A 22,166-nucleotide genomic window follows, 5' to 3' on the forward strand; every position below is an offset into this window, starting at 1 on the left:
TGGCTCAGCCGACGAGCTTCTGGGCGGCTTCGCCCGCGGACTTCATGGCTTCAGCGGGCTTCTCCTGCCCGACGAGGACCGCCTGCACCTTCTCCGCGATCTTCGTCTCGATCTGCGAGTACTGGACGAACTTCCAGAACGGGTTCGTCGAGCTCGTCTTGGTGATGCGGTCACTGAAGTTCGTGGCGAACGAGTCGTTCTTCACGGCGTCGGAGTTGAGCGCGTCCTCGGTCGCCGGCGGCAGACCACGGGCTGCGAAGTCCTCGAGCACGGTCTCCGGGTCGGACGTCACCCACTGGGCGAAGTCCGCTGCGGTGCCGGCGGCCGGACCGTCGACCACGGCGAGCGCCCCACCCCAGACGAGCGCACGCGGCGTGTCACCCTGCTTGAGGACCGGCCGGGAGACCGGCTGCAGCTTGCTCGCGAAGTCGGGGTCGGGTGATTCGCCGGTCACGGCGCTCCGTCCGACGATCGCGTCGTCGTAGATCGCGGTGCGCCCCTGCGCGAACAGTGAGCGTGCGTCGAAGCGGTCGACGTCGGCGGCGATGAGGCCCTGGTCGTACAGGCTCTTGTACCAGGTGACCGCCTCGATGCTCGCGTCGTCGCCGATCGTGACGGTGTCCCCGTCGACCAGCGGGCTGCCGAAGGTCTGCATCCAGATGAGGATGTCCTTCAGCTGCGCGGCCTTCGTCGACGCGGCGTAGGGGATCATGCCGTTGCCGAGACCCTTGAGCTGCTTGAGCGACCCCTCGAACTCGTCGATCGTCGTGGGGAACTCGCCGATGCCGGCCTGGTCGAGGATCGCCTGGTTGGTGACGAGGCCGATCGCGCCGATCGTCCACGGGAGGCCGTACTGCACGCCGTCGAATGTCGCGGCCGTGAGCCCTGCCTTCGTGTATCCGCGTCCCTCGGTCAGCCCGGAGACGTCCTGCAGCTTGCCGAGGCTCGCCAGCGAGCCGAGCCAAGCGACGTCGACGTGGGCGACACCGGAGAACTGCCCGCCGCGGACCTGCAGCATGAGCTGGTTGATGTACTCGTTGTAGGGAAAGGACACCTCACCGACGTCGATCTTGGCCTTGCCCTCGTACTTCTGCAGGAGGCTCTGGATGGCGGGTGCCGAAGCCTTCTCGGTGAGCGACCAGCTCGCGAAGTCGAAGTCGGTCGCGGTGCCGCCGGCGGTCGCCTTCGGGATGGATCCAGCCCCGGGTGCAGCACCGGTGGGTGCACATCCGGCGAGGGTGGCTGCGGCGACGCCGATGCCGAGGAACTGCAGGGCACGGCGGCGGGTGATGACGGTCTGCTGTGCGGCGGTGGCGAAGGACGGGGTGCGGTGGGACATGGCTCCTCCTCGAGCGTGATCCTGGTGGGACGTGTCTGGGTTGGTGGGACGGATTATGGGGAGGCCGGCGGCGGGCCGGTCCGGTGTACTGCGCTCAGCCCTTCACGGCGCCGGCGGTCAGTCCGCCGACGAGGTGACGCTGCAGGGCCATGAACGCGATCGCCACGGGTAGGGAGACGACGAGGGACGCGGCCATGAGCTCGGGCCAGGCCGTGGCCGCCTCACCGACGAAGGTGTTCACGAGGCCGGGCGGGAGTGTCTGCTTGTCGGGTCCCGCGAGCGTGAGCGCGAAGATGAAGTCGTTCCACCCGCGGACGAAGGCGAACAGGCCCGCGGCGACCAGGCCGGGTGCGGACAACGGGAGAACGATGGAGTGGATGATCCGCAGGCGGGAGGCCCCGTCGACGCGGGCCGCCTCGATGAGTTCGTCCGGGATCGTGTCGAAGAACCCCTTCAACATCCAGACGCACAGCGGCAGGGTGAACGTCGTGAACGACAGCACCAGCGCTGCATAGGTGTTGAGGAGCCCGTAGGCGCTGAACACCGAGTACAGGGTGATCAGCAGCAACGCCTGCGGGAACATCTGCGAGGCGAGCACGAAGTACATGAGTGATCGACGCCCGCGGTAGCGGAACTTCGAGAACGAGTAGCCCATGTAGGCCGAGACGATCACGGACAGCAGGGCGGTGATGACGGACACGATGATGCTGTTCCGCAGGTAACCGAACAGGTCCGGGTTCGATGCGAGGGCGGTGTAGGCCTCGAAGCTGATCTCCGTGGGGAAGAGCTTCGGTGGGTACGAGAAGACCTGGGCGCGTGGGGTCAGCGAGGTGGCCAGCAACCAGTACACCGGCAGCAGCCCGAAGCCGCCGCAGACGATCACCGCGACCCAAGCGCTGATCCGGACCGCCCGGCTCTCCGAGCGGAAGAGCGACGGACGGCGTCGCAGCGTGCCGAGCTCGGTCGCGACGAACGGCGGTTGCGGGTCCGGCGTGGTGTCCTGCGGTGCCGGCGGGGCGGTGGAGACGCTCATTTCTGCTCGCCTTTCTCCGAGAATCGGACGTAGACGACGACGAGCGCCATCAGGAGGATGAGCCAGAGCAGCCCGAGGGCGCCCGCGTGGCCGAGGTCGAAGCCGCGGAAGGCGGTCTCGTAGACGGCGGTGGCGAAGGTCTGGGTGCTCCCAGCCGGGCCGCCGCCTGTCAGGACGTAGATGATGTCGAAGTGCTGGAAGTTCCAGATGAACTCGAGCAGCAGGACGAGACCGATGATGCCCTTCAGCTGCGGGACCGTGATCGAGAAGAAGCGTCGGATGGTCCCGGCGCCGTCCATCTCGGCCGCCTCATGGAGTTCCTGTGGCACGGTCTGCAGGCCGGCGAGCAGCATGACCATGATCCAGGGGAAGGACTGCCAGGTCTTCGCGACGATCACCGCGAACATGGCCGTCTGGGGTTGTGCCAGCCACGCCTGCGCGTCGATTCCGAACAGACCGAGGATGGCGTTCGCCACTCCGTAGTTCGCGTTGAAGATCCACATCCAGAGGAACGACACGACGACGCCGGGAACGAGCCAAGGGATCAGCATGAGTCCGCGCATCACCTTGGCACCGCGGATGCGGGTGTTGAGCGCGAGGGCCAGTGCGAAACCGATGACGAAGGGGGCGATCGTCGTTCCGAGCGTGAAGACCATCGTCTGCCCGAGCAGTTTGAGGAAGTCACCCTGCAGCACGTCGATGATGTTCTGGAATCCGACGAACTCGCGGCCGGGCACCACCAGGCTCTGCTTGAAGAACGCCGTGACGAGAGCGGTCAGCAGCGGATAGGCGACGACCGCGACGAGGAGCGCGAGTCCGGGGAGGACGAGGACGAACGCGAACATCCCGTCCGGCATCCGCCTCGGCTTGTTTGAATCTGTAATCAATTGTGAAGTCGTCATACTCACATCCTTGTGAGGAGCAGTCCGCTGCATGCGGGTCGTCCTGGGCGGCGGCGCCAGTATCAGCGGCCAAGTGTTGTTCAGCATGCCGGGTGTCCCCGGGACAGGTCAACGCAGACTGGTCACGGTTCCATAACGGACCGTTCATACATGATTGAACTTGTTGATTGAGCGTGTCTGTCTGCTGCCGGAGTGGACATGGGAGAGTTGATGGGTGAACTACGACCTCAGCGCTCCTGCTCGCCGCGACATCAAAGGCCTCACGGCCGCCATCGAGTCGGCCGAGGACGCTGCTTCACTGCAAGCGCGCCTGAGCGTGCCCCGCTACGGCGTGTTCGATCTCGTCGGCCGGGCCCGCCGCTCGCCGATCATCGGCGGGCTCCTCCTGGCCGGTACGGCGCTCGACCAGAACGGCAAGCCGACGAAGCCGCTCCAGGTGCTCGAGACGATCCCCGAGCTGGACCCCGTCGACCCCGACCCCGGTGCCGTCGCCGCTCAGCTCGCCGAGCTCGCACACGGCGACCTCGTCACGGTGCGGTTCTCCGACGGCGCCTACGGCGACTTCGGCGTGACCGGCATCGCCGTCTGGTCGGTCCCCGGCACCACCTTCCTCGTGGGCGGCTGGCTCATCGGTTCCGCGGGTGCGCCGGCGCCCCGGGTCACCGAGCTCGTCCGTCTCGCACCCGTCGGCGACCACCCCTGGCCCGTCCCGGCCCAGATCACCGTCGTCGGCGAGGACATCGGCATCGACTGACCGTGCTCCGTTCACCCAAACAGGGGCGAACGAACACACATTCGCCCGAAGATGGGCGAACGAACGCGGCGGCTACTCCGCGTCGAGGGTGAAGAGCTGCGCCTGCTCGGGAGCGAGGAGCGGCATCGCGATCCCGACCTCGGCCAGCGCACGGCCGGTGAGCACGACCGAGCCCTCGACCAACCACCGGGGCGGTACGTCCTGGATCGACCGGGCGGGCGCGCCGAGGTCGAGCGGGCGGACCCGATAGCGACGCTCGGGATCGAGGCCGGGCACGCGCAGTGGCGCGGGGATCGCCGTCAGCGGTGCGGCGAGCGCCACCTGCGCGACGATCGCGGACGAGCGGTCCTGGGCGATCACCCCGTGCGCGTGCAGTGCCGGGTCGGCGCTGTCCATGCGGACGATCTCGCCCGTGTGCAGCAGCGGCCGGAGGCGCTTGTAGTGCGCGATCCAGGTCGCGATCAGCTCGAGTTCCGGCTCGCTCGCCTCGTTGAGGTTCCACTCGATGCCAGCGCTGCCGAAGAGGGCCGTGGCCAGGCGGAACGAGAGGTCCGAGGTGCGCCAGGTGGTGTGCGAACGGGCCGCACCGAGATGACCGCCGAGGTACTCCGGTGGAACGACGAGCCCCGTGTAGCGCTGGATCGACTGCCGCTCCAGCGGGTCGTTCGTGTCGCTCGTCCACACCCGCTCGACCCGTTCGAGGATGCCGAGGTCGATCCTCGCGCCACCTGAGGCGCACGACTCGATGTCGACACCGGGGTGCAGGGCACGCACCTCGTCGAGCAGTCGGTAGAGCGCCGTCGTCTGCCGGTGCGCCGAGCCGCCGAGGAGGTCGCGGTTGTGGTCCCACTTGAGGAACGCGATGTCGTACTCGGTCAGCAACGCGTCGAGTCGTCCGAGGAGGTACGCGAAGGCGTCCGGGTTGTCCAGGTCGAGCACCCGTTGGAAGCGCCAGGTCGGAGCGTCCGGATGCCCGAGGACCCAATCGGGATGCGTGCGCGCGAGCTCCGAGTCGGGGTTCACCATCTCCGGCTCGACCCATAGCCCGAAGTCCATGCCGGCACCGGTGACCGCGTCGATGAGTGGCGACAGCCCACCGGCCCAGCGTTCCGGGTCGACGAACCAGTCGCCCAGCGCGCGGCGGTCGTCCGTGCGACCGGTGAACCAGCCGTCGTCGAGGACGAACCGCTCGACACCGACGCGCTTGGCCTGCTCCACGAGGGTGAGCAGTGTCGGCAGGTCGTGGTCGAAGTACACGGCCTCCCAGGTGTTCAGCACCACCGGGCGGGGCTTCGTGATCGTGCTCCACGAGCGGATCCAGGGGTGCAGTCGCGCGGAGACGCCGTCGAGACCCGCGTCGGAGTACACGGCGACCGTCCACGGCGACTCGTAGCTGTCCCCCGGTGCCAGCGTGACTTCACCGGGCGCGAGGAGTTCACCGGAGCCGGTGACCACGGGACCGAGTGGCGAGCGCTCGCTCCAGATCACCTTGTCGCCGCTCCACGCGAGGTGGGTCGCCCACACCTCGCCGCAGCGGAAGTCGAAGCCGGGTGCGCCCGCGACGGACAGGAACGCGTCGTCGTGACCGGGTCGTCCGTGACGGTGCTCGCGCGTCCAGGCGCCCTGCCCGAGGCGGTGGCGCTGCGGCGTGCGCTCGTGCGTCCAGAGACCGGTGAAGTCGAGGAGTTCCGTGGCGCGGTCGGGAAGCGGGAGCACGACGGCGAGGGCGTCGACGGCGAGGGGTCGGTCGACCTCGGCATCGTTCCGCACCGTGTGCCGGACGCGGAGCACACCCTGGGGGGTCAACTCGATCGTCGAGACGATCGTCACCGCGGCGCGCTCGTCGGACGTCGTCAGGACCAGCGAGGTGTCGGTGGCCTGCTGGTCGATCAGCCGCAGCGCGAGCAGGTTCGACGCATCGGTTCCGCCCGGCCGGTGCACGCCGATACCGGGGCGACCGCTCCAACCATCGAACACGGTGGGCAGCAGGCTGAGGCGCGGCGGGGCATCGATGGAGGAGGGCGGGATCGCCGGCGTCAGCCCGTCGGCGAGGTCGGTGAGGGCGTCGGTGGCGAGTTCGCCGACATCGGCTCCCCAGTGGAGGATGGTGGGCACCTCCGTGCCGCGGGCGTCGACGATCAGGCTGACGCCCGCGGCACGAAGGTGGTGGATCACTGCTCTGTTACTCCTTGACGGGGATGGACTGCGCCTTGAGGGCGTCGATCGTCGCCGACTGGCCCTTGGTGAGGGCGTCGAGCAGGGTTCCGTCGCCGGAGACCGCAGCCTTGAAGCCGTCGGACACGTCGTTGTACGTCTGCGTCATCGTCGGACCCCAGGCGAAGTCCTCCGACACCTCGGAGGAAGCCTCCGCGAAGACATCGTAGATCGGCTGGCCGCCGTAGAAGTCGACGCCCTCCTTGAGGACGGGCAGGTTCAGGCCCTCCTTCGTCGCCGGGTAGATGTTGGCGCTCGTGTTGAGCATGGTGAGCGCCTCGTCCGAGGTGTTCAGCCACAGCGCGAACTTCGACGCCTCATAGGGGTGCTTGGAACCGGTGAAGACGGCGGTCGAGGAACCGCCCCAGTTGCCTGCCGCGGAGTCGCCGGCCTCCCACTGCGGAGCCTTCGCGACGGCCCACTTGCCGGCGGTGTCGGGAGCACCCGACGCGATGGAGTTCGCGCCCCAGACGGCGGAGTTCCAGGTCCAGGCGGCGCTGGAGTTGTAGGCGTTGTCCCACTCGGTCGTCCAGGTGGGGACGGTCGAGACGAGGTCCTCGTCGATCAGGTCCTGCCAGTAGTCGGCGACCTTCTTGGAGGCGGGGTCGGTCAGGTCGACGGTCCAGTCGGAGCCGTCGTTGTCGAACCAGCTCCCGCCGGCCTGCCAGACGAAGCCGGCGAACTGGTTGATGTCGCCCTGCGAGAAGTTGGTGATGTACGCGCCGGTGGCGCGGACCTTCTTGGCGGCCTCCTTGTACTCCGCCCACGTCGTCGGGATGGCGATCCCGTTCTGCTCGAACAGGTCCGCGCGGTAGAACATGGCCATCGGGCCGGAGTCCTGCGGGACGGCGTAGACCGAGTCGGACTCACCGAGCGAGACCTGACCCCAGGTCCAGTCGACGAAGTCGTCCTTGGCTGCCATGACGTCCTCGCACGCACCGAGGTCCATGAGGCCGTTCTGCACGCGGAAGTTCGGCAGGGCGTCGTACTCGATCTGGCCGAGGTCGGGGGCGTTGCCGGCCTTCAGCTGGTTGAAGAAGTTCTGGTACGTACCGCTGTTGCCGTTCGGGCCGGTCTGGACCTTGACCTGGATGTCGGGGTTCTCCTTGTTCCAGACGTCGACGACCTCTTCGATGCCGGGGATCCAGGAGGTGAAGCTGAGGTCGACCTTGCCCTCGGCCGGGGCGCAGGAGGCAGCAGCGCTGCCGCCCTCCGACCCGGTGGAGGAGCAGCCGCTCAGGACGACGGCCGACAGCACCGCTGCGGCGACCGCTGTTCTCTTGAGGTTCATAGCGAATCCGTTCTTCTGTGAATGGTGCGGGATGGGTGTTGGTGCGGGATGGAGAAGATGCCTGCTCGTCGGTCCGACTACTTCACGGCGCCGGCGCCGAGGCCGGAGCGCCAGAACCGCTGGAGCAGGAGGAACGTGATGACGAGCGGGATGATCGACAGGAACGCGCCGACGAGGACGTAGAGGCGCAGCTCGGGGATCTGGTTGACCTGCGAGTTCCAGGAGTAGAGCCCGAGGGTGACCGGGAACAGGGCCTCGTCGCGCAGCATGATGAGCGGCAGGAAGAAGTTGTTCCAGATGGCGACGAACTGGAAGAGGAACACGGTGACGAGCGCCGGGAACATGAGTCGCACGGAGATGGTGAAGAAGGTCCGGATCTCACCGGCGCCATCGAGACGCGAGGCCTCGAGGAGTTCCTCGGGCACGCTCGACACCGCGAAGATCCGGGTCAGGTAGACACCGAAGGGGCTCACCAGCGAGGGCAGGAAGACCGCCCAGAACGTGTTCGTGAGGCCCACCTGGCTGAAGATGAGGAACAGTGGGAGCGCGAGCGCGGTCGCGGGGACGAGCACACCGCCGAGGACGACGTTGAAGATCAGGTCGCGTCCCGGGAACCGGTACTTCGCGAGGGCGTAGCCGCACATGGCCGCGAAGAGCGTGCCGAGCAGTGCGCCGAGGCCGGCGTACAGCACCGAGTTCAGCATCCACTTGAGGTAGACGCCGTCGCGGTAGGCGACGAGCTGGCCGATGTTGTCGAACAGGTTGAAGTCCGCGAACCAGAGCGGAGCCGAGTTGCCGAACTGCGCTGACGACTTCGTCGAGGCGATGAACAGCCACCAGATGGGGATGAGGAAGTAGAGCGTGAAGACGAGCATCACGATGAGCGCGCCGGCGCGCGACAGGCGGCTCTCCTGCGGGCCGCGGCCGGTGGACAGGATGGCGGTCATTTGCCTTCCTTTCGCTGCGTGAACTTCAGGAACCCGAAGGAGAGGACGAAGGTCGCCAGCGCGAGCACGACCGAGAAGGCGGCTGCGAGGTTCACGTTCGGGATGGACGAGGTGGTGTAGACGGTGAGGTTCGGGGTGAAGGTGCTGCTGACGGCTGAGCTGAAGGTGCGGAACACCTGCGGCTCGGCGAGGAGCTGCAGCGTGCCGATGATCGAGAAGATCGCCGTGAGCACGATCGCCGGCATCACCAGCGGGATCTTGATCGACCAGGCGATGCGCGCCTGACCGGCGCCGTCGAGCCGCGCGGCCTCGTAGATCTCCGTCGGGATGGAGAGCAGCGAGGAGTAGATGATGAGCATGTTGTAGCCGACGAACACCCAGGTGACGACGTTCGCGATGGCCCAGAGCACGAGATCGGCCGAGAGGAAGTCCACGTTCTGCGTGATCGCGGTGAACGGCGACAGGTTCGGCGAGTAGAGGAAGCCCCACATGATGGCGGCGATCACGCCGGGCACCGCGTACGGGACGAAGAACGCGAGACGGAAGAACCGCTTGCCCCGCAGGAGCGGTGAGTCGAGCAGCAGCGCGAAGAGGAGCGCGAGCCCGAGCATGACCGGCACCTGGACGACGCCGAACAGGAGCACCCGTCCGACGGACTGCCAGAACGGGCCGTTCTGGAAGACCTGCACGTACTGCGCCAGTCCGCCGAACACCTCCCGGGCCTGACCGAAGGTGCCGTCACGCTCGATCACGAGCAGTGACTGGTAGACCGCGTACCCGATCGGCACGAGGTAGAACAGCGCGAACAGCACGGCGAACGGGACGATGAAGATGGCGATCGCCCGCTTGTGCTGCACCACCGCCTTCGGCAGCTTGGCCGCCCTCGGCGGGCGGACGGGCCGTGGCGACGTCGCCTCGGCCGTCTCGATGTTGACGCTCATCGCGTGCGGTCCTCTCTGATGACGCGCACGGCGCCGGCTGGCACGCGTGCAATGGAGTCGACGGGTTCGCCGGTGACGAGCTCGCGCCCGCTGGCCGGCAGCTCGACGTCGTTCGTCGAGTGGTTGATGAGGAAGAGGTAGCTCCGACCCTCATCGGCGCGGCGGATGACCTCGAGGCCCGGCTGGTCCGGATCACCCTGTGGCAGCGCCCCGGCCCCCGCGGCTGCGTCGCGGAGCACCTCGTCGAGCGCGACGGCATCCAGGTTCGTCGCGAGGTACCAGGCGTCGCCGCCACCCGCGATGCGGTTGCGCGTGATGGCCGGGCGACCGGTCGACGGGCCGTCGGCGAAGGAGTCGACGACCTCGGCACCGCGGACGCGGGTCCGCTCGGACCAGGCCGTCGCGGTCCGGCCCGACGCGAGCGTCAGCACCTGGCCGGGGAGGACGGGGGCGAACTCCTCGACGTTGACGCCGAGCAGGTCACGGAACGCACCGGGGTAGCCGCCGGGGCGGACCCGGTCCTCCTCGTCGGCGATCCCACTGAAGAACGTGACGACGGCGTGCCCACCGGCTGCGACGAAGTCCGAGACGACCGCGGCCTCGCTGTCGCGCACCAGGTACAGGTTCGGGACGACGACGAGCCGGTAGGCGGAGAGGTCGGCGCCCGGACGCACGACGTCGACGGTGTGGCCCAGACGACGCAGCGACGCGTGGACCGCGTGGACCTGCGAGAGGTGGTCGATCGCGTGGGTCGGGCGGCTCTCGCCGTCGGCGGCCCACCAGTTCTCCCAGGAGAAGAGGAGGGCGACATCGGCCTGGACGCGCGTGCCGGTGATCTCGTCGAGTCGGTCGAGCGTGCCGCCCAGCTCGACGACCTCGCGCCACACGTCGGAGTCGGTGCCCGCGTGCGGCAGGAGGGCCGAGTGGAACTTCTCCGAGCCCTGCAGCGACGCGCGCCACTGGAAGAAGCAGATCGCCTCCGCGCCCTTCGCGACGTGCGTGAGCGAGTTGCGGGTCATCTCGCCCGGTGCCTTCGCGAGGTTCTGCGGCTGCCAGTTGACCGCACCGGTGGACTGCTCCATGAGCAACCATGCGCCGCCCCCGGCGAGACCGCGCGTGAGGTCGCTCGCGAACGCGAGTTCGGCCGTGGGGTCCGCGAGGCGGTTGTCGAGGTAGTGGTCGTTGGCGACGACATCCATCTCGGGCGCCCACTGCCAGTAGTCGAGGTTCCGGATGTGCGCAGTGACCATGAAGTTGGTCGTGACGGGCACCGAGCTGTGACGGCGCAGGACCTCGAGCTCGGCCCGGTAGTAGCCGAGGAGCTCGTCGGAGGAGAAGCGGTGGAAGTCGATGACCTGGCTCGGGTTCCGGCTCGACAGGGTCAGGCGCGGCGGCAGGATCTCGGCGAAGTCGCTGTACTGCTGGCTCCAGAACGACGTGCCCCACGCGGTGTTCAGGCGCTCGATCGTCTCGTAGCGGGCGCGGAGCCAGCCTCGGAAGGCCTCGGCGCTCTCGTCGTCGTAGCAGAGCGCGTTGTGGCAGCCGAGTTCGTTCGACACGTGCCAGAGTTCGACGGCGGGGTGCTCGCCGTAGCGCTTGGCGACGCGCTCCACGAGTTCGAGGGCGTAGCGACGGAAGACCGCGGACGACGGGCACCAGGCCTGGCGACCGCCAGGGAAGCGGGTCGTTCCGTCCTCGGTCTCGGGGAGGATCTCCGGGTGCCGGAACGTCAGCCACGGTGGGGCCGATGCGGTGCCGGTCCCGAGGTTGACCCGGATGCCGGCTTCGTGGAGCAGATCGAGGATCTCGTCGAGCCCGGCGAAGTCGAACTCCCCCGGCCGTGGCTCGAGGTGCGACCAGCCGAAGATGTTGAGGGCGACGAGGTCGACGCCCGCCTCCTGCATGAGCGCGACGTCTTCGCGCCAGACGGACCGATCCCACTGCTCGGGGTTGTAGTCGCAGCCGTAGGCGATGCCGTCGTGGCTGAACGTGGGGGTCGTGCTCATGGCGCCTTCCGCGATCTGTGAACGTGCACAGATCGAAGAGCGACAACTCCACGTTGAGAGTCTGTGAACGTACACAGAGTAGGCGTGCGTTTCGGAATCTGTCAACACGGAGCCCGCCGAAGGCCGCCCGGACCGGCGCTAGGGTGGAGCCGTGACCCCTCCGCCGACCCGACGCAAACGAGCGACGGTGCACGATGTCGCCGTCGAGGCCGGCGTCTCCCGAGGCACGGTCAGCCGGGTCGTCAACGGCGAGCGCTACGTGTCGGCCGAAGCGCGCGAGGCCATCGAGGCCGCCATCGAGAAGGTCGGCTACGTGCCGAACACGGCCGCCCGGAACCTCGTCATGCAGCGCACCCAGGCCGTCGGATTCGTCGTCCACGAGCCGCACAGCCTGTTCGTCGACGACCCCAACATCGGCAACATCCTGCTCGGGGCGAACGAGGCCCTGTCACAGGCCGACCACCAGCTCGTCTGCCTGGTCGTCGACTCCGAGCGCGACACCGACCGCATCACCCGGTACCTCTCGGGCGGCTTCGTCGACGGGGTGATCATGGTCTCCGCCCGCCAGAACGACCCGATCACGCGCGTCATCGAGCGCCTCGGTCTCCCCGCGACCTTCGTCGGCCACCCGCCCGACCTCCGTGAGCTCCCGTTCGTCGGGATCGACAACCGGGCGGCATCGGTCGACATCACCGGTGAGCTGATCGGCGCCGGTCGACGGCACATCGGCATGATCGCCGCAGCCCTCGACCGGGACTCCGGCTCCGACCGACTGGCCGGATTCCGCGATGCGCTCGGCGACCGCTTCGACGAACGACTCGTCGTGGAGGTCCCGCTCTACTCGCACCAGGACGGCTTCGCCGGGATGGCGGAGCTGCTCCGCCGTGAGCCGGCCGTCGACGGCGTGTTCGCGGCCTCGGACGCCGTCGCGGCCGGAGCGCTCGAAGCCCTCCGTGCGGCGGGGCGGAGTGTGCCGGAGGACGTGTCGGTCGTCGGCTTCGACGATTCGGCGTGGGCGCTCCGCTGCCACCCGCCCCTCACGACCGTCCACCAGCCGGCGGCGGCCGTCGGTCAGCGCGCGGCGGAGGTGCTCCTCGCGCAGCTCAGGGGTGAGACGATCTCGCCTGTCGGCTCGTTCGTCCCCACGTCGATCGTGCGTCGCGGGAGCGTCTGAACCCGTTCGTTCGCCCATGCTTGGGCGAACCGGCATTCCGTCGCCCGAACATGGGCGAATGAACGCCGACGGAGCGACTCAGAGCTGCGGCGACGGCCGTCGGATCGCGGCGCGCTTGGCCTCGTCGAAGGTGTCCACATGCAGCCATTCGGGCGGGCTGGGCGCGACGATGAGGACGTCGTAGCCGGTGCCCTGTGCCTCGACGTACGCGAGACAACATTCGGGTGAGGAGGGATCGGCGTCGTTCGAGATCCGCCATTGCCGGGCACCGATCGGGACGACGTGGTGCCGTTCGGACGAGTCTCGCGCTGGAGGAAACGGCGACTCGAGCGACACTGCTGGAGCATGCTTCGTAACCATGCCATCAGGCTAGGCGCGCTCGCGGAACGCGTCTCGAGGCTTGACTTCACAGGTTCGCGGCGACGCGCCGGGCTGCAGGTGAACGATCAGCGCGACGGGCGTCGCACGGTCTCGAGCCCCAGGAGCATCAGGGCCACCACGATCGGGCCGTAGACGAACCCGTCGGCGACCGTCAGCGATTCGCCGAGGAGCAGGACCGCCACGAGGACGAGCAGCACCGGTTCCAGGTAGCTGAGCAGCCCGAAGACGCCGAACGACAGCAGGCGACTCGCGACGAGGTACAGCACGAGGGCGACACCACCGATCACCCCGAGGAGCACGATCCCCCAGCCCAGCTGCGGGTGCGCGGCGAGGACGGCGAGTGAGGACGGTTGCAACGCCAGCACGATCGCGACGGGGACGAGGACCGCCAGCTCGAAGCAGAACGCACCGATGGAGTCGAGCCCGGCTCGGCGCCGGATCGCGAAGTACACCGGGTAGCCGACCGCGACCGCGATGGTCGCCCAGGACAGCCCACCGGCCACGACGATCGCGGCGGTGACGCCGAGGGCGGCTGCGGCCACAGCCGCGATCCGGAGCGGCGCGAGTCGCTCCCGATGCAGGACGACGCCGACCACGACCATCGCCAGCGGCATCAGGAGGTAGCCGAGTGCGAGTTCGAGCCCGTGCCCCGTCTGCGGTGCCCAACCGAAGAGCCACAGCTGCAGGGACAACAGGAGCCCGTCGAGCACGACCACGAGGACGAGGATCGGACGACGCGCGAGACGGACCGCGATGTCCCGGACCTCCCGCCGCCACCCGAACACCGCGATGAGCGTCGCCAGCACCGGCACCGTCGCGATCACGCGCCAGGCGAAGATCTCGTTCGCCCCGAACGGCTCCAGCAGGGGTGGCAGGAAGAACAGCGCCGCGAACAGGAATGAGGCGACGACGGAGACGAGGACTCCGCGGGGCGTCGTCTCGCGCTGCTCAGGGGGAAGGGCGGCCGTCACGGGTCCTCACCCTATCGTCGCGCGGGCAGCTCAGCTCGCGGCTGACTGGGCGGCCAGGACGAGGGACTCGGCTTCGCGACGTTCGTCCTCCGTCAGCTCCGAGTAGCCCGATTCCATGAACCGGTCCGTCTTCGGTTTCCGCAGCGAGTACAGGAACTCGATCGAGGACCGCCTGGTCGTCAGGTCTTCCGCGAACGCGCCGTAACCGTTCCGCCGGAAGCCTCGAATGCTCGGTTGATCGCGCACGGCGATCCGGAACATCCCCCCGGCCGCGCTCGGTCCGACGGAGCGGACGTCGTCGAGACTGACCACCCGAGATCGAAACGCCGCGTACGCGACGAGGTGCCCGTCGAGCACGACGATCCGGTGCGTCGTCCAGACCAACGTCATCCAGGTGTTGAGTGCGAGGATGACGCCCATGCCGACCAAGACCGGTAACGCAGACACCAGTTTGTCCTTCGGGATCACCAGGAAGAGGAAGATCGGCGCCACACAGAGCATGAACACCTGCGCCTTCAGGCCGAATGCGGGAACGTACTTCATGCGTCGCCTTCCGTCGTCAGATGCATCATGTCGCCCATCCTCACCAGGTGTACGGGTCGAAGGTCCACGTGCCGTCGGTCGACAACACGACGGCACCGTCCACCCACACCTCGCAGTCCTCCGCGGTCACGATGCCGTATTCGCCCGAGGCCGAGGCGAACGCGGCGAGGAAGTCGGCACTGCCCCGACGGGTGGTGGTCACGAGGAACCCCGCCGTCGCGGAGTACTCCGAGAACTCGAACTCGGGACCACGGGTCAACAGCCAGGTGACGCCCGACATCTCGTCGCCCTCCGAATTGTCGATCGCGATGGAGCAGCCCGCGGGTTCAGAGGACGTCGATGCGATGCAGGCGTCCACGTACGCGCGGACCGCAGCGGTCGCCCCTTCCTGCCCGAGCGCCGTCAGTGTCGGGTACAGATACGCCGTCGGCCTGCCGTCCCATTCGGCCTCCACGCTGGGCACCTCGAAGTCGAAGAAGCCGGTGGTCGAGTCGGCCGCGATGTCGTACTTCCCCGGTCCGACGACGTAGACCGTCGTCTCGTCCACCGTGCCCACGTGCTCGCCTCCGACGGAGAGGTCCAGCGCACCGAACCTGACCGTGGGCACCGTGATGGTCGGCAGGCTCGCCGGTTCGATGCGCCACGCGCTGAACCACAGGAAGCCGGACGGCTGTGCGCGCAGCGTGAACGCCGTGGTCTGCCCTTCACCGCCGCGCTCGAACGCCACGTCGACCGTGGCGACCCCGTTCTCGGTCCGGGTCGCTCCGACGCGATAAGCCGTCGGGCGGTCGGTCGCGAGCGCGTACCGCTCATCGGTCAGGAGGTCGGCACTGTAGCCGAGTTGGGCGGCGGCGGCGGTCCCGTCCATCGCGACCGCCCGTTCGAGGTGCCCGTCCTCCAGTGCGTCGAGATACGGCTGCAGCATCACCGACGGTGCCGTGGCAGCCGTCAGCGACACCGACGCGCCGACCACCCAGGCCGCGGCGACGACGACCGTGGCGGCGATGACACCGCCGAACGCGACCGGACGCAGTCGGTGCGACGGCGAAACGACGGGGGCGACTCTGCCGCCTCGGGTGACTGGTTCAGCGGTATCGGCCGCGCCGACGGTCGGGTCCTCGTGCACCGGGCATCCTTCGATTCCGGGTCGCAGGGAGGAGCTGCCGTCCCGGAACCCGCAGCGCCTCGCGCATCGGGACGGACGTGGCGGAGGACCGCACGCGTTCGAGGCAGCACCGCATCATCTCACCTCACAGCCGCCGAGCACCAGATGCCACAACCGACGCCGCTCACCAGTCGTGGACGGTGCCGTCCGTCAGCCGGTTCACCGGCAGGTACGCCTTCGTGTACTCGAACGCCGCAGCCGCGTCCTCGTCGAGTTCGACGCCGAGGCCGGGCTGCTCGCCGGGGTGCAGGAAGCCGTCGTCGAAGGTGAAGGAGGTCTGGAAGACCTCGAGGGTCTGTTCGTTGTGCGGCATGTACTCCTGGATCCCGAAGTTGTGGATCGCGAGGTCGAGGTGCAACGCTGCGGCCATCCCGATCGGCGAGATGTCGGTGGGGCCGTGGATGCCGGAACGGATCCCGTAGATGGCCGCGAAGTCGAGCAGTTTCTTCATCGCCGTGATGCCACCGGTGTGCGTCACCGCCGAACGGACGTAGTCGATGAGGCGCTCGGTGATGAGGGTCTGATAGTCGTACACCGAGTTGGAGACCTCGCCGATCGCCAGCGGCGTGGTCGAGTGCTGGCGGACGAGTCGCAGGGCGGTCTGGTCCTCCCCCGGTGTGCAGTCCTCGAGCCAGAAGAGCTTGTACGGCTCGATGTCCTTCGCGAACCGGGCGGCCTCGATGGGCGACATGCGGTGGTGTCCGTCATGCAGGATCCGGAGGCCCGTCCCGAAGTCCTCGCGGATCCGTTCGAAGACGCCCGGCATGTGCGCGAGGTAGCCGGCGGTGTCCCAGGACTCCTCGGTCGGTGCCGTGGCAGCCGAGCCGTCCGCCGCTCGCTTCGCCGGCTCGTAGTCGTAGCGGACGCCGGGCCCTGAGGCGGACACCCCGTACACCTGCCCGAGCCCCGGCACACCGGTCTGGACGCGCACCGCGGTGAACCCGAGCTCCTGGTACCCGGTGATCGCGTTGGCGAGCGCCTGGTAGTCCGTCCCCGAGGCGTGCGCGTACGCCCGGATACCCGATCGGCTCGCACCGCCGAGCAGCTGGTACAACGGCACCCCGGCCTTCTTGGCCTTGATGTCCCAGAGCGCCATGTCCACCGCGGCGATGGCCGCCATCGTGACGGGGCCGCGCCGCCAGTAGGGTCCGCGGTACAGGTACTGCCAGGTGTCCTCGATGCGGTCCTCATCGCGGCCGATCAGCATCGACGCGACGTGGTCGCCGAGGTACGACGCGACGGCGAGCTCGCGTCCGTTGAGGGTCGCGTCACCCCAGCCCACGACACCGTCGCTGGTGGTGATCTTCAGGGTGACGAAGTTCCGGCCGGGACTCGTGACGATGACGTCCGCGAGTTCGATGCTCATGGGGGTTCCTTTCGAGGAGGTCGGGTGCCGGTCAGATGGCATCGCGCGGGTCGGTGAGGTCCCGACCGGCGACCTCCGGCATCCAGATGGACGCGACCAGGGCGCAGAGGGTGAAGACGCCGAGCATGATGATGATCGGGATGAAGGAGCCGGTGGCGGCGGACACCCAGGCGGCGGCGATGACGGGGCCAGCGCCGGTCGCGACGATCGCGGCGATCTCCCGGGCCATCGCGGTGTAGGTGTAGCGGTTCCGAGCGCCGAAGAGTTCCGGCAGCGTCAGGTTCTCGAGCGATGCGAAGCTCATCACCGCCAGGTTGTGCAGGACGACGTAGCCGACGAACACCAAGGCGGTGTCCTTGCTGTGGATCATGAGCATGGTCGGGACGATGATGATGAGCGCGATGATCGCCCAGACCATGTACATGCGCTTCCGGCCGTACCGGTCACCGAGCCAGCCGGAGAGCGGCACGGTGATGAAGGCGACGAGCGAGGAGACGATGACGGCGTTCACCCCGATCGACCGGTCCAGCAGCAGGACGACGGTGATGTAGCTGATGAGGTACGTCTGGACGAGTCCCGAGTTGCCGGCCTGACCGAACCGCAGCAGGAGCGCGATGCTGAACGCCTTGATCGGCTTGCGGTTCATGGCCTCGAGCGTGCGGAGGTTGCCGGTCTCGGTCGCGAGGGCGATCGTCTCCTGCTTGGTGAGCGCTTTGCCGTCGACGACGTCGTCGCGCTCCTCGAAGACCGGGCTCTCCTTGAGGTTGAAACGGACCCAGACCGCGAAGAGCATGATCACGACGCTGCCGATGAACGGGATGCGCCAGGCCCAGGCGATGACCTCGTCCTCGCTGAACGCCAGGAGCAGACCGGCCCACAGCGCGGACGCGAGCAGGGTGCCGCAGTTGGTCCCGAGCGCCACGAGCGACGCGATGATGCCGCGGCGTTTGGCCGGGGCGTACTCGGCGAGCATGACGCCGGCGCCCGAGATCTCGGCACCGGCTCCGAAGCCCTGCGCGATCCGCAGGAGGACCAGCAGGATCGGCGCGAGGAGGCCCACCTGCGAGTAGGTCGGCAGGAAGCCGATGAGCGTCGTCGACAACCCCATGAGCAGGATCGTGTAGAAGAGGACCTTGGTCCGGCCCGTCTTGTCGCCGAGCCGGGCGAAGAAGAACGCGCCGACCGGACGGGCGACGTAGCCGACCCCGTACGTCGCCATCGCGGCGACGACGGCCATGGCCGGGTCCTCGTTGGAGAAGAAGAGGTCGGCGAACACGAGCGCGGCGGCCAGCGAGTAGAGCTGGTAGTCCATGAACTCGAGCGCGGTGCCGAGCCACCCGGAGATCGCGGCGCGGACGAGGTCGCGGACGGATCGGTTCTCGGTGGGGTCGCCGGTGGCGACGGACGATCTGGGTTCTGACATGAGGTACTCCTTCGGACCTACGGGATGCAGCGGAAGTGGGGGTGGGAGTGTGCGGTGGGTGGCTCAGAAGGCGAGGAGCACCTTCGCCGAGCGGGATGAGTCCCGAGCGACGGCGAAGGCGTCGACCGCCTCCTCGGCTGGGATGACCTGGGTCACGACGGCGTCGAGGAGATCACCCTCGGTGAGGAACGCGATCGCGTCGTCGATCTCGGTGGAGAAGCGGAACGCGCCGCGGATGGTGAGCTCCTTGGCAAGCATGGGGGCGAGGTTGATCGGGCTGTCGGCGTCGGGGAGCATGCCGACCTGGACGATCGACCCGCCTCGTCTCGCGGCCCGGACCGCCTGGGTCAGTGCGACCGGTGCGCCGGAGCATTCGAAGACGACGTCGTAGGACTCGTCGGCGACGGCGTCGCGACCCACGAGCAGGAGCTCACCGGCTCCGACGGTCGCGGCGCGTTCCAGTGCCTGTTCGCGCATGTCGCTCGCCGCGATCGTCGCTGCACCGGCCCGGCCGGCCGCGGCGATCACGAGCAGACCGATGGGCCCGGCACCGATGACGAGGACCCGCGAACCGCGCACGTCGCCGGCCAGCCCGACCGCGTGCATGGCGACCGCGAGGGGTTCGGCGAGCGCCGCCCGCTCGAGCGGGAGTCCGTCGGGCAGGACGCGCACCATCGAGTGCTCGACGATCAGGTACTCCGAGGCCCCACCCTGTCGGTGCGGGTCCGCCGCGGCGCTCCCGAGGTAGTCGCCGCCGGGCCGCAGGTGTGGGCGGTCCTCGAGCCCCGGCAGGCTCGGGCCGTAACGCGCCGGATGCACGGTGACCCGGGTGCCGGGGGCGAGCCGACCGGAGGGGTCCACGTCGACGACGGCCGAGAGCTCGTGGCCGGGGGTGAGCGGCTCACGGATGACGTACTCGCCGTTCGCTCCGTGGAAGTAGTAGTGCAGGTCGGAGCCGCAGACACCGACGTACCGCACCCGGAGGCGGACCTCGCCGGCGCGTGGTTCCGGGGTGACGGCGTCCTCCCAGCGGATGTCCTCCGCGCCGTGGATCGCGAGCGTCTTCATCGGTGGGCTCCTGTCGTGGTCATGGGTGCCTGCGAGGCGGCGATGCTGTCGCGGATGGCCGCGTCGACGCCGTGTCGGCGGATGGTGTCGATCAGTTCGCCGACCCGCGAGATGAAGGTCGGCTGCTCGGCGAGGTCCTGCCCGAAGAGGTGCAGCTCGGCGATCACCCGCTGCGCGAGATGCCGGCCGTCCGTCGACGTGTCCGCCAGCCGGGCGAGCTCCTCGCGGGCGGGATCGACCATGGCGCACGCGTGCGGACCAGGGTCGAACCCCGGCATCGGGGCGATGCAGGACAGGTAGGCCGCGACCGTGAGGGCGATGAGGTGCGGAACGGATCCGGCCTCGAGCAGACGGAGGGCGGGTTCCGGGATACGCTGCCGGAGCTTCACCGATCCGTCGGTGCCCACCTGCGCCGTACGGTGCCCGAGGGCGTGGTTCGCCCAGCGTTCGAAGAGCTGCCCCTCGTACGTGCGGACGTCGACGCCGGAGGGGAACCGCACCGACGGCTCGTACTCGCCGCGGAGGATCGCCAGTGCGGCGGATTCGACGGTGGTGTCGGCGATCGACTCCGAGATCGTGGCCACCCCGCGGAGCGCACCGAGGTAGGCGATGAGCGAGTGCGTCCCGTTGAGGAGCCGCACCTTCATCTGCTCGTACGCCCCCACCTCGTCGGTGAACACGGCGCCTCCTACCTCCCAGGCTGGGCGGGCGGCGGCGAAGCGGTCCTCGATCGCCCACATCGTGAACGGTTCGGCGGAGACGGGCGCGTCGTCCCGGACGGCGAGGCGGGCGGCCACGAGCTCGCGCAGTCGCGGGGTCGTCGCCGGGACGATGCGGTCGACCATGCTGGACGGGAAGGCGACCGCGCCGTCGAGGTAGGCGAGCGCTTCCGTGCCCTCGGTGCCGCGCAGTTCGGTGAGGAAGGCCCGGACAAGCGCCTCCGTGCGAGCGCCGTTCTCGCTCAGGTTGTCACAGCTCAGGATCGTGATCGGGGCGCCGCTGCCGGAAGCCCGCCGCTGCAGGCCGCGAGCGAGCTGGCCGATGGTCGTCTGCGGCGCACCTCCCCGGAGGTCGGCTGCGATCAGCGGGTCGTTCAGGTCGAGGAGGCCGGTCGACGGCGAGGCGCTGTAGCCGTGCTCGGTCACGGTCAGCGTGACGACCCGGATGCGGTCGTCCGCGAGGGTGCCGACCACGCGCTCCGGATCCTCCGCCGCGACGAACGCGTCGGTGTGCACGGCAGGCACGGAGAACGAGGTCCCGGTGGGTGAGATCTCGGCGACCGTGTAGCGGAGATCCTGCGCCTGCATGGCGTCGACGACCGCTCGGGACCGGGATGCGACACCGATGATGCCCCATTCATCGCTGCCCGCGCTGAGCGCAGCCGCCGTGTAGACGGCCTGGTGCGCTCGGTGGAAGTTGCCGAGGCCGAGGTGCAGGATGCCGGCGGCGGACGGTGCCGGGTGCTCCGGACGCGGGCCCGAACCAGCGCCCAGTCGCGTCGGCAGGGCCGTCATCGCCGACCCTCGGGGCACTGCGTCGTCGGCTGGAGGAGATCCGCGTCGATCATCATGAAAGCGATTCTGAATGGTTTGTACAAAGTTTGTCAAGTAGTTTCATGGCAGCACGATGCCGCATCATGAGTACACCCGACCCCGCGAAGGATCAACCGTGACCGCCACCCTCACCGATGTCGCCCGTCACGCGGGCGTCTCCATCGCCACCGCGTCGCGGGCGTTCGGCGAGCCGGATCGGCTTGCGAACGCGACGCTCGAGCGCGTCCTCACGGCGGCGGCGGACCTCGGGTATTCGAACCCGAACGGCTCGACGGCGGAGAAGACCTTCGGCGTCATCGTCCCCGACATCGCCAGCCCGGTCTACGCGACGCTCCTGAAGGGCGTCCACGCACAGGCCTGGCAGGGACGCCACCGCCCGGTGTTGTTCGACACCGATGAGGACCTGCATCGGGAGCACGAGCAGCTCGAACTGGCGCGCAAGCTCAACGGGATGCTCCTCTGCTCACCACGCCTCCCCGACGACGAGATCCGCGCGCTCGTGGGCGACACCCCGGTCGTGGTGGTCAACCGCATCATCGACGGACTGCCCTACGTCGTGATGGACACCGAGAGCGGGCCACGACAGGCGGTCGAGCACCTCGCCGCACTGGGTCACCGACACCTCGCCTACGCGGCCGGTCCGAGGCACTCCTGGGCGGACCTCCGCCGTGGCGACGCGGTCGCGGCGGCCTGTGCACAGCTCGACATCGAGTTCACCCGCCTCGGCCACCAGGCGGCCTCGATCCAGGGCGGTCTCGCCGCAGCGGCCACGATCGTGGCGAGCGGTGCGACGGCGGTCATCGCCTACAACGACCTGGTCGCCCTCGGTATCGACGCCGGCATCACCTCGATGGGCAAGCGCTGCCCCGAGGACCTCAGCATCATCGGCACCGACGACATCGAGATGGCGTCCATCCGCCAGCCCGGTCTCACCACCGTGCGGCTCGCGATCAACCGGTGCGGGTCGCTGGCGGTCGAGGTGCTCCTCCAGGCCATGGCCGGAGGGTCGCCCCGTTCGGTCGCGAGTCTCGACTCGCAGCTCATCGTGCGCGATTCGACGGCACCCCCGCGTCGGAACTGACGCGGCGGACCGCA

The 22,166-nt window shown here is 68.7% G+C and carries 19 protein-coding genes; 3 read left to right on the forward strand and 16 right to left on the reverse strand.

All coding sequences use genetic code 11. From position 1 onward, the window contains the following. Positions 1-4 precede the first annotated feature (4 nt). From BIU99_RS14855 to BIU99_RS14865, 3 genes are all read right to left on the reverse strand, one after another. Positions 5-1,339 (reverse strand): extracellular solute-binding protein, encoded by a 1,335-nt coding sequence (locus tag BIU99_RS14855; protein ID WP_064293996.1) that lies wholly within the window; start codon positions 1,337-1,339, stop codon positions 5-7. A 94-nt stretch (positions 1,340-1,433) separates the two neighbouring features. Next, a complete protein-coding gene (locus BIU99_RS14860) occupies positions 1,434-2,372 on the reverse strand; it encodes a carbohydrate ABC transporter permease (protein ID WP_083397394.1) in 939 nt (312 codons plus the stop codon). After that, positions 2,369-3,217 (reverse strand): carbohydrate ABC transporter permease, encoded by an 849-nt coding sequence (locus BIU99_RS14865; RefSeq protein WP_139205479.1) that lies wholly within the window; start codon positions 3,215-3,217, stop codon positions 2,369-2,371. Before BIU99_RS14865 ends, BIU99_RS14860 begins: the two co-directional genes overlap by 4 nt. Positions 3,218-3,488: 271 nt before the next feature. On the opposite strand from BIU99_RS14865, the gene BIU99_RS14870 reads away from it, so the two are divergent. Continuing rightward, positions 3,489-4,028 (forward strand): hypothetical protein, encoded by a 540-nt coding sequence (locus BIU99_RS14870; protein ID WP_064293998.1) that lies wholly within the window; start codon positions 3,489-3,491, stop codon positions 4,026-4,028. Between the two features lie 72 nt (positions 4,029-4,100). On the opposite strand, the gene BIU99_RS14875 is transcribed toward BIU99_RS14870, so the two are convergent. The 5 genes from BIU99_RS14875 to BIU99_RS14895 all read right to left on the reverse strand — a co-directional run bounded on the left by BIU99_RS14875 (position 4,101) and on the right by BIU99_RS14895 (position 11,427). Beyond that, positions 4,101-6,203 (reverse strand): alpha-galactosidase, encoded by a 2,103-nt coding sequence (locus BIU99_RS14875; protein ID WP_071261965.1) that lies wholly within the window; start codon positions 6,201-6,203, stop codon positions 4,101-4,103. Between the two features lie 7 nt (positions 6,204-6,210). Next, positions 6,211-7,533: an ABC transporter substrate-binding protein gene (locus tag BIU99_RS14880; RefSeq protein WP_071261966.1), complete on the reverse strand. Its 1,323-nt coding sequence runs from the start codon at positions 7,531-7,533 to the stop codon at positions 6,211-6,213. Positions 7,534-7,610: 77 nt separating this feature from the next. Beyond that, positions 7,611-8,480 carry a carbohydrate ABC transporter permease gene (locus BIU99_RS14885; RefSeq protein ID WP_083397395.1) on the reverse strand — a complete coding sequence of 290 codons (870 nt, stop codon included), beginning with the start codon at positions 8,478-8,480 and terminating at the stop codon, positions 7,611-7,613. Further along, positions 8,477-9,421, reverse strand: coding sequence for a carbohydrate ABC transporter permease (locus BIU99_RS14890; RefSeq protein ID WP_064294001.1), 945 nt, complete (start codon positions 9,419-9,421; stop codon positions 8,477-8,479). Before BIU99_RS14890 ends, BIU99_RS14885 begins: the two co-directional genes overlap by 4 nt. Further along, positions 9,418-11,427: a beta-galactosidase gene (locus BIU99_RS14895; protein ID WP_071261968.1), complete on the reverse strand. Its 2,010-nt coding sequence runs from the start codon at positions 11,425-11,427 to the stop codon at positions 9,418-9,420. Before BIU99_RS14895 ends, BIU99_RS14890 begins: the two co-directional genes overlap by 4 nt. 151 nt (positions 11,428-11,578) lie before the next feature. Between BIU99_RS14895 and BIU99_RS14900 the strand changes: the two genes are divergently transcribed. Next, the gene (locus tag BIU99_RS14900) at positions 11,579-12,601 is read left to right on the forward strand and encodes a LacI family DNA-binding transcriptional regulator (RefSeq protein ID WP_071261969.1); all 1,023 of its coding nucleotides are present in this window, start codon (positions 11,579-11,581) and stop codon (positions 12,599-12,601) included. A gap of 78 nt (positions 12,602-12,679) precedes the next feature. Here BIU99_RS14900 and BIU99_RS14905 read toward each other — a convergent pair whose 3' ends face one another. From BIU99_RS14905 to BIU99_RS14940, 8 genes are all read right to left on the reverse strand, one after another. Next, complete coding sequence (locus BIU99_RS14905) at positions 12,680-12,961, reverse strand: hypothetical protein (protein ID WP_139205469.1); 282 nt, start codon at positions 12,959-12,961, stop codon at positions 12,680-12,682. Positions 12,962-13,047: 86 nt separating this feature from the next. Beyond that, positions 13,048-13,953: an EamA family transporter RarD gene (gene rarD, locus BIU99_RS14910; RefSeq protein ID WP_071261971.1), complete on the reverse strand. Its 906-nt coding sequence runs from the start codon at positions 13,951-13,953 to the stop codon at positions 13,048-13,050. Between the two features lie 30 nt (positions 13,954-13,983). Next, positions 13,984-14,496, reverse strand: a complete 513-nt coding sequence (locus BIU99_RS14915; protein ID WP_071261972.1) for a hypothetical protein — start codon at positions 14,494-14,496, stop codon at positions 13,984-13,986. A 40-nt stretch (positions 14,497-14,536) separates the two neighbouring features. After that, on the reverse strand, positions 14,537-15,622 hold the full coding sequence (locus BIU99_RS14920; protein ID WP_071261974.1) for a hypothetical protein: 1,086 nt from the start codon (positions 15,620-15,622) through the stop codon (positions 14,537-14,539). A 163-nt stretch (positions 15,623-15,785) separates the two neighbouring features. Beyond that, on the reverse strand, positions 15,786-17,027 hold the full coding sequence (gene manD, locus BIU99_RS14925; RefSeq protein ID WP_071261976.1) for a D-mannonate dehydratase ManD: 1,242 nt from the start codon (positions 17,025-17,027) through the stop codon (positions 15,786-15,788). 31 nt (positions 17,028-17,058) lie between these two features. Then, positions 17,059-18,450, reverse strand: a complete 1,392-nt coding sequence (locus BIU99_RS14930; protein ID WP_071261978.1) for an MFS transporter — start codon at positions 18,448-18,450, stop codon at positions 17,059-17,061. A 63-nt stretch (positions 18,451-18,513) separates the two neighbouring features. Beyond that, the gene (locus BIU99_RS14935; protein WP_071261979.1) at positions 18,514-19,518 is read right to left on the reverse strand and encodes an L-idonate 5-dehydrogenase; all 1,005 of its coding nucleotides are present in this window, start codon (positions 19,516-19,518) and stop codon (positions 18,514-18,516) included. Then, positions 19,515-21,032 (reverse strand): mannitol dehydrogenase family protein, encoded by a 1,518-nt coding sequence (locus BIU99_RS14940; RefSeq protein ID WP_071261981.1) that lies wholly within the window; start codon positions 21,030-21,032, stop codon positions 19,515-19,517. The genes BIU99_RS14935 and BIU99_RS14940 overlap by 4 nt, the downstream gene beginning before the upstream one ends. A 154-nt stretch (positions 21,033-21,186) precedes the next feature. Between BIU99_RS14940 and BIU99_RS14945 the strand changes: the two genes are divergently transcribed. After that, positions 21,187-22,152: a LacI family DNA-binding transcriptional regulator gene (locus tag BIU99_RS14945; RefSeq protein WP_071261983.1), complete on the forward strand. Its 966-nt coding sequence runs from the start codon at positions 21,187-21,189 to the stop codon at positions 22,150-22,152. The last annotated feature ends 14 nt before the right edge of the window (positions 22,153-22,166 follow it).

It is taken from the genome of Plantibacter sp. MMLR14_011, from assembly GCF_001865025.1.
Taxonomy (GTDB): Bacteria; Actinomycetota; Actinomycetes; order Actinomycetales; family Microbacteriaceae; genus Plantibacter; species Plantibacter flavus_A.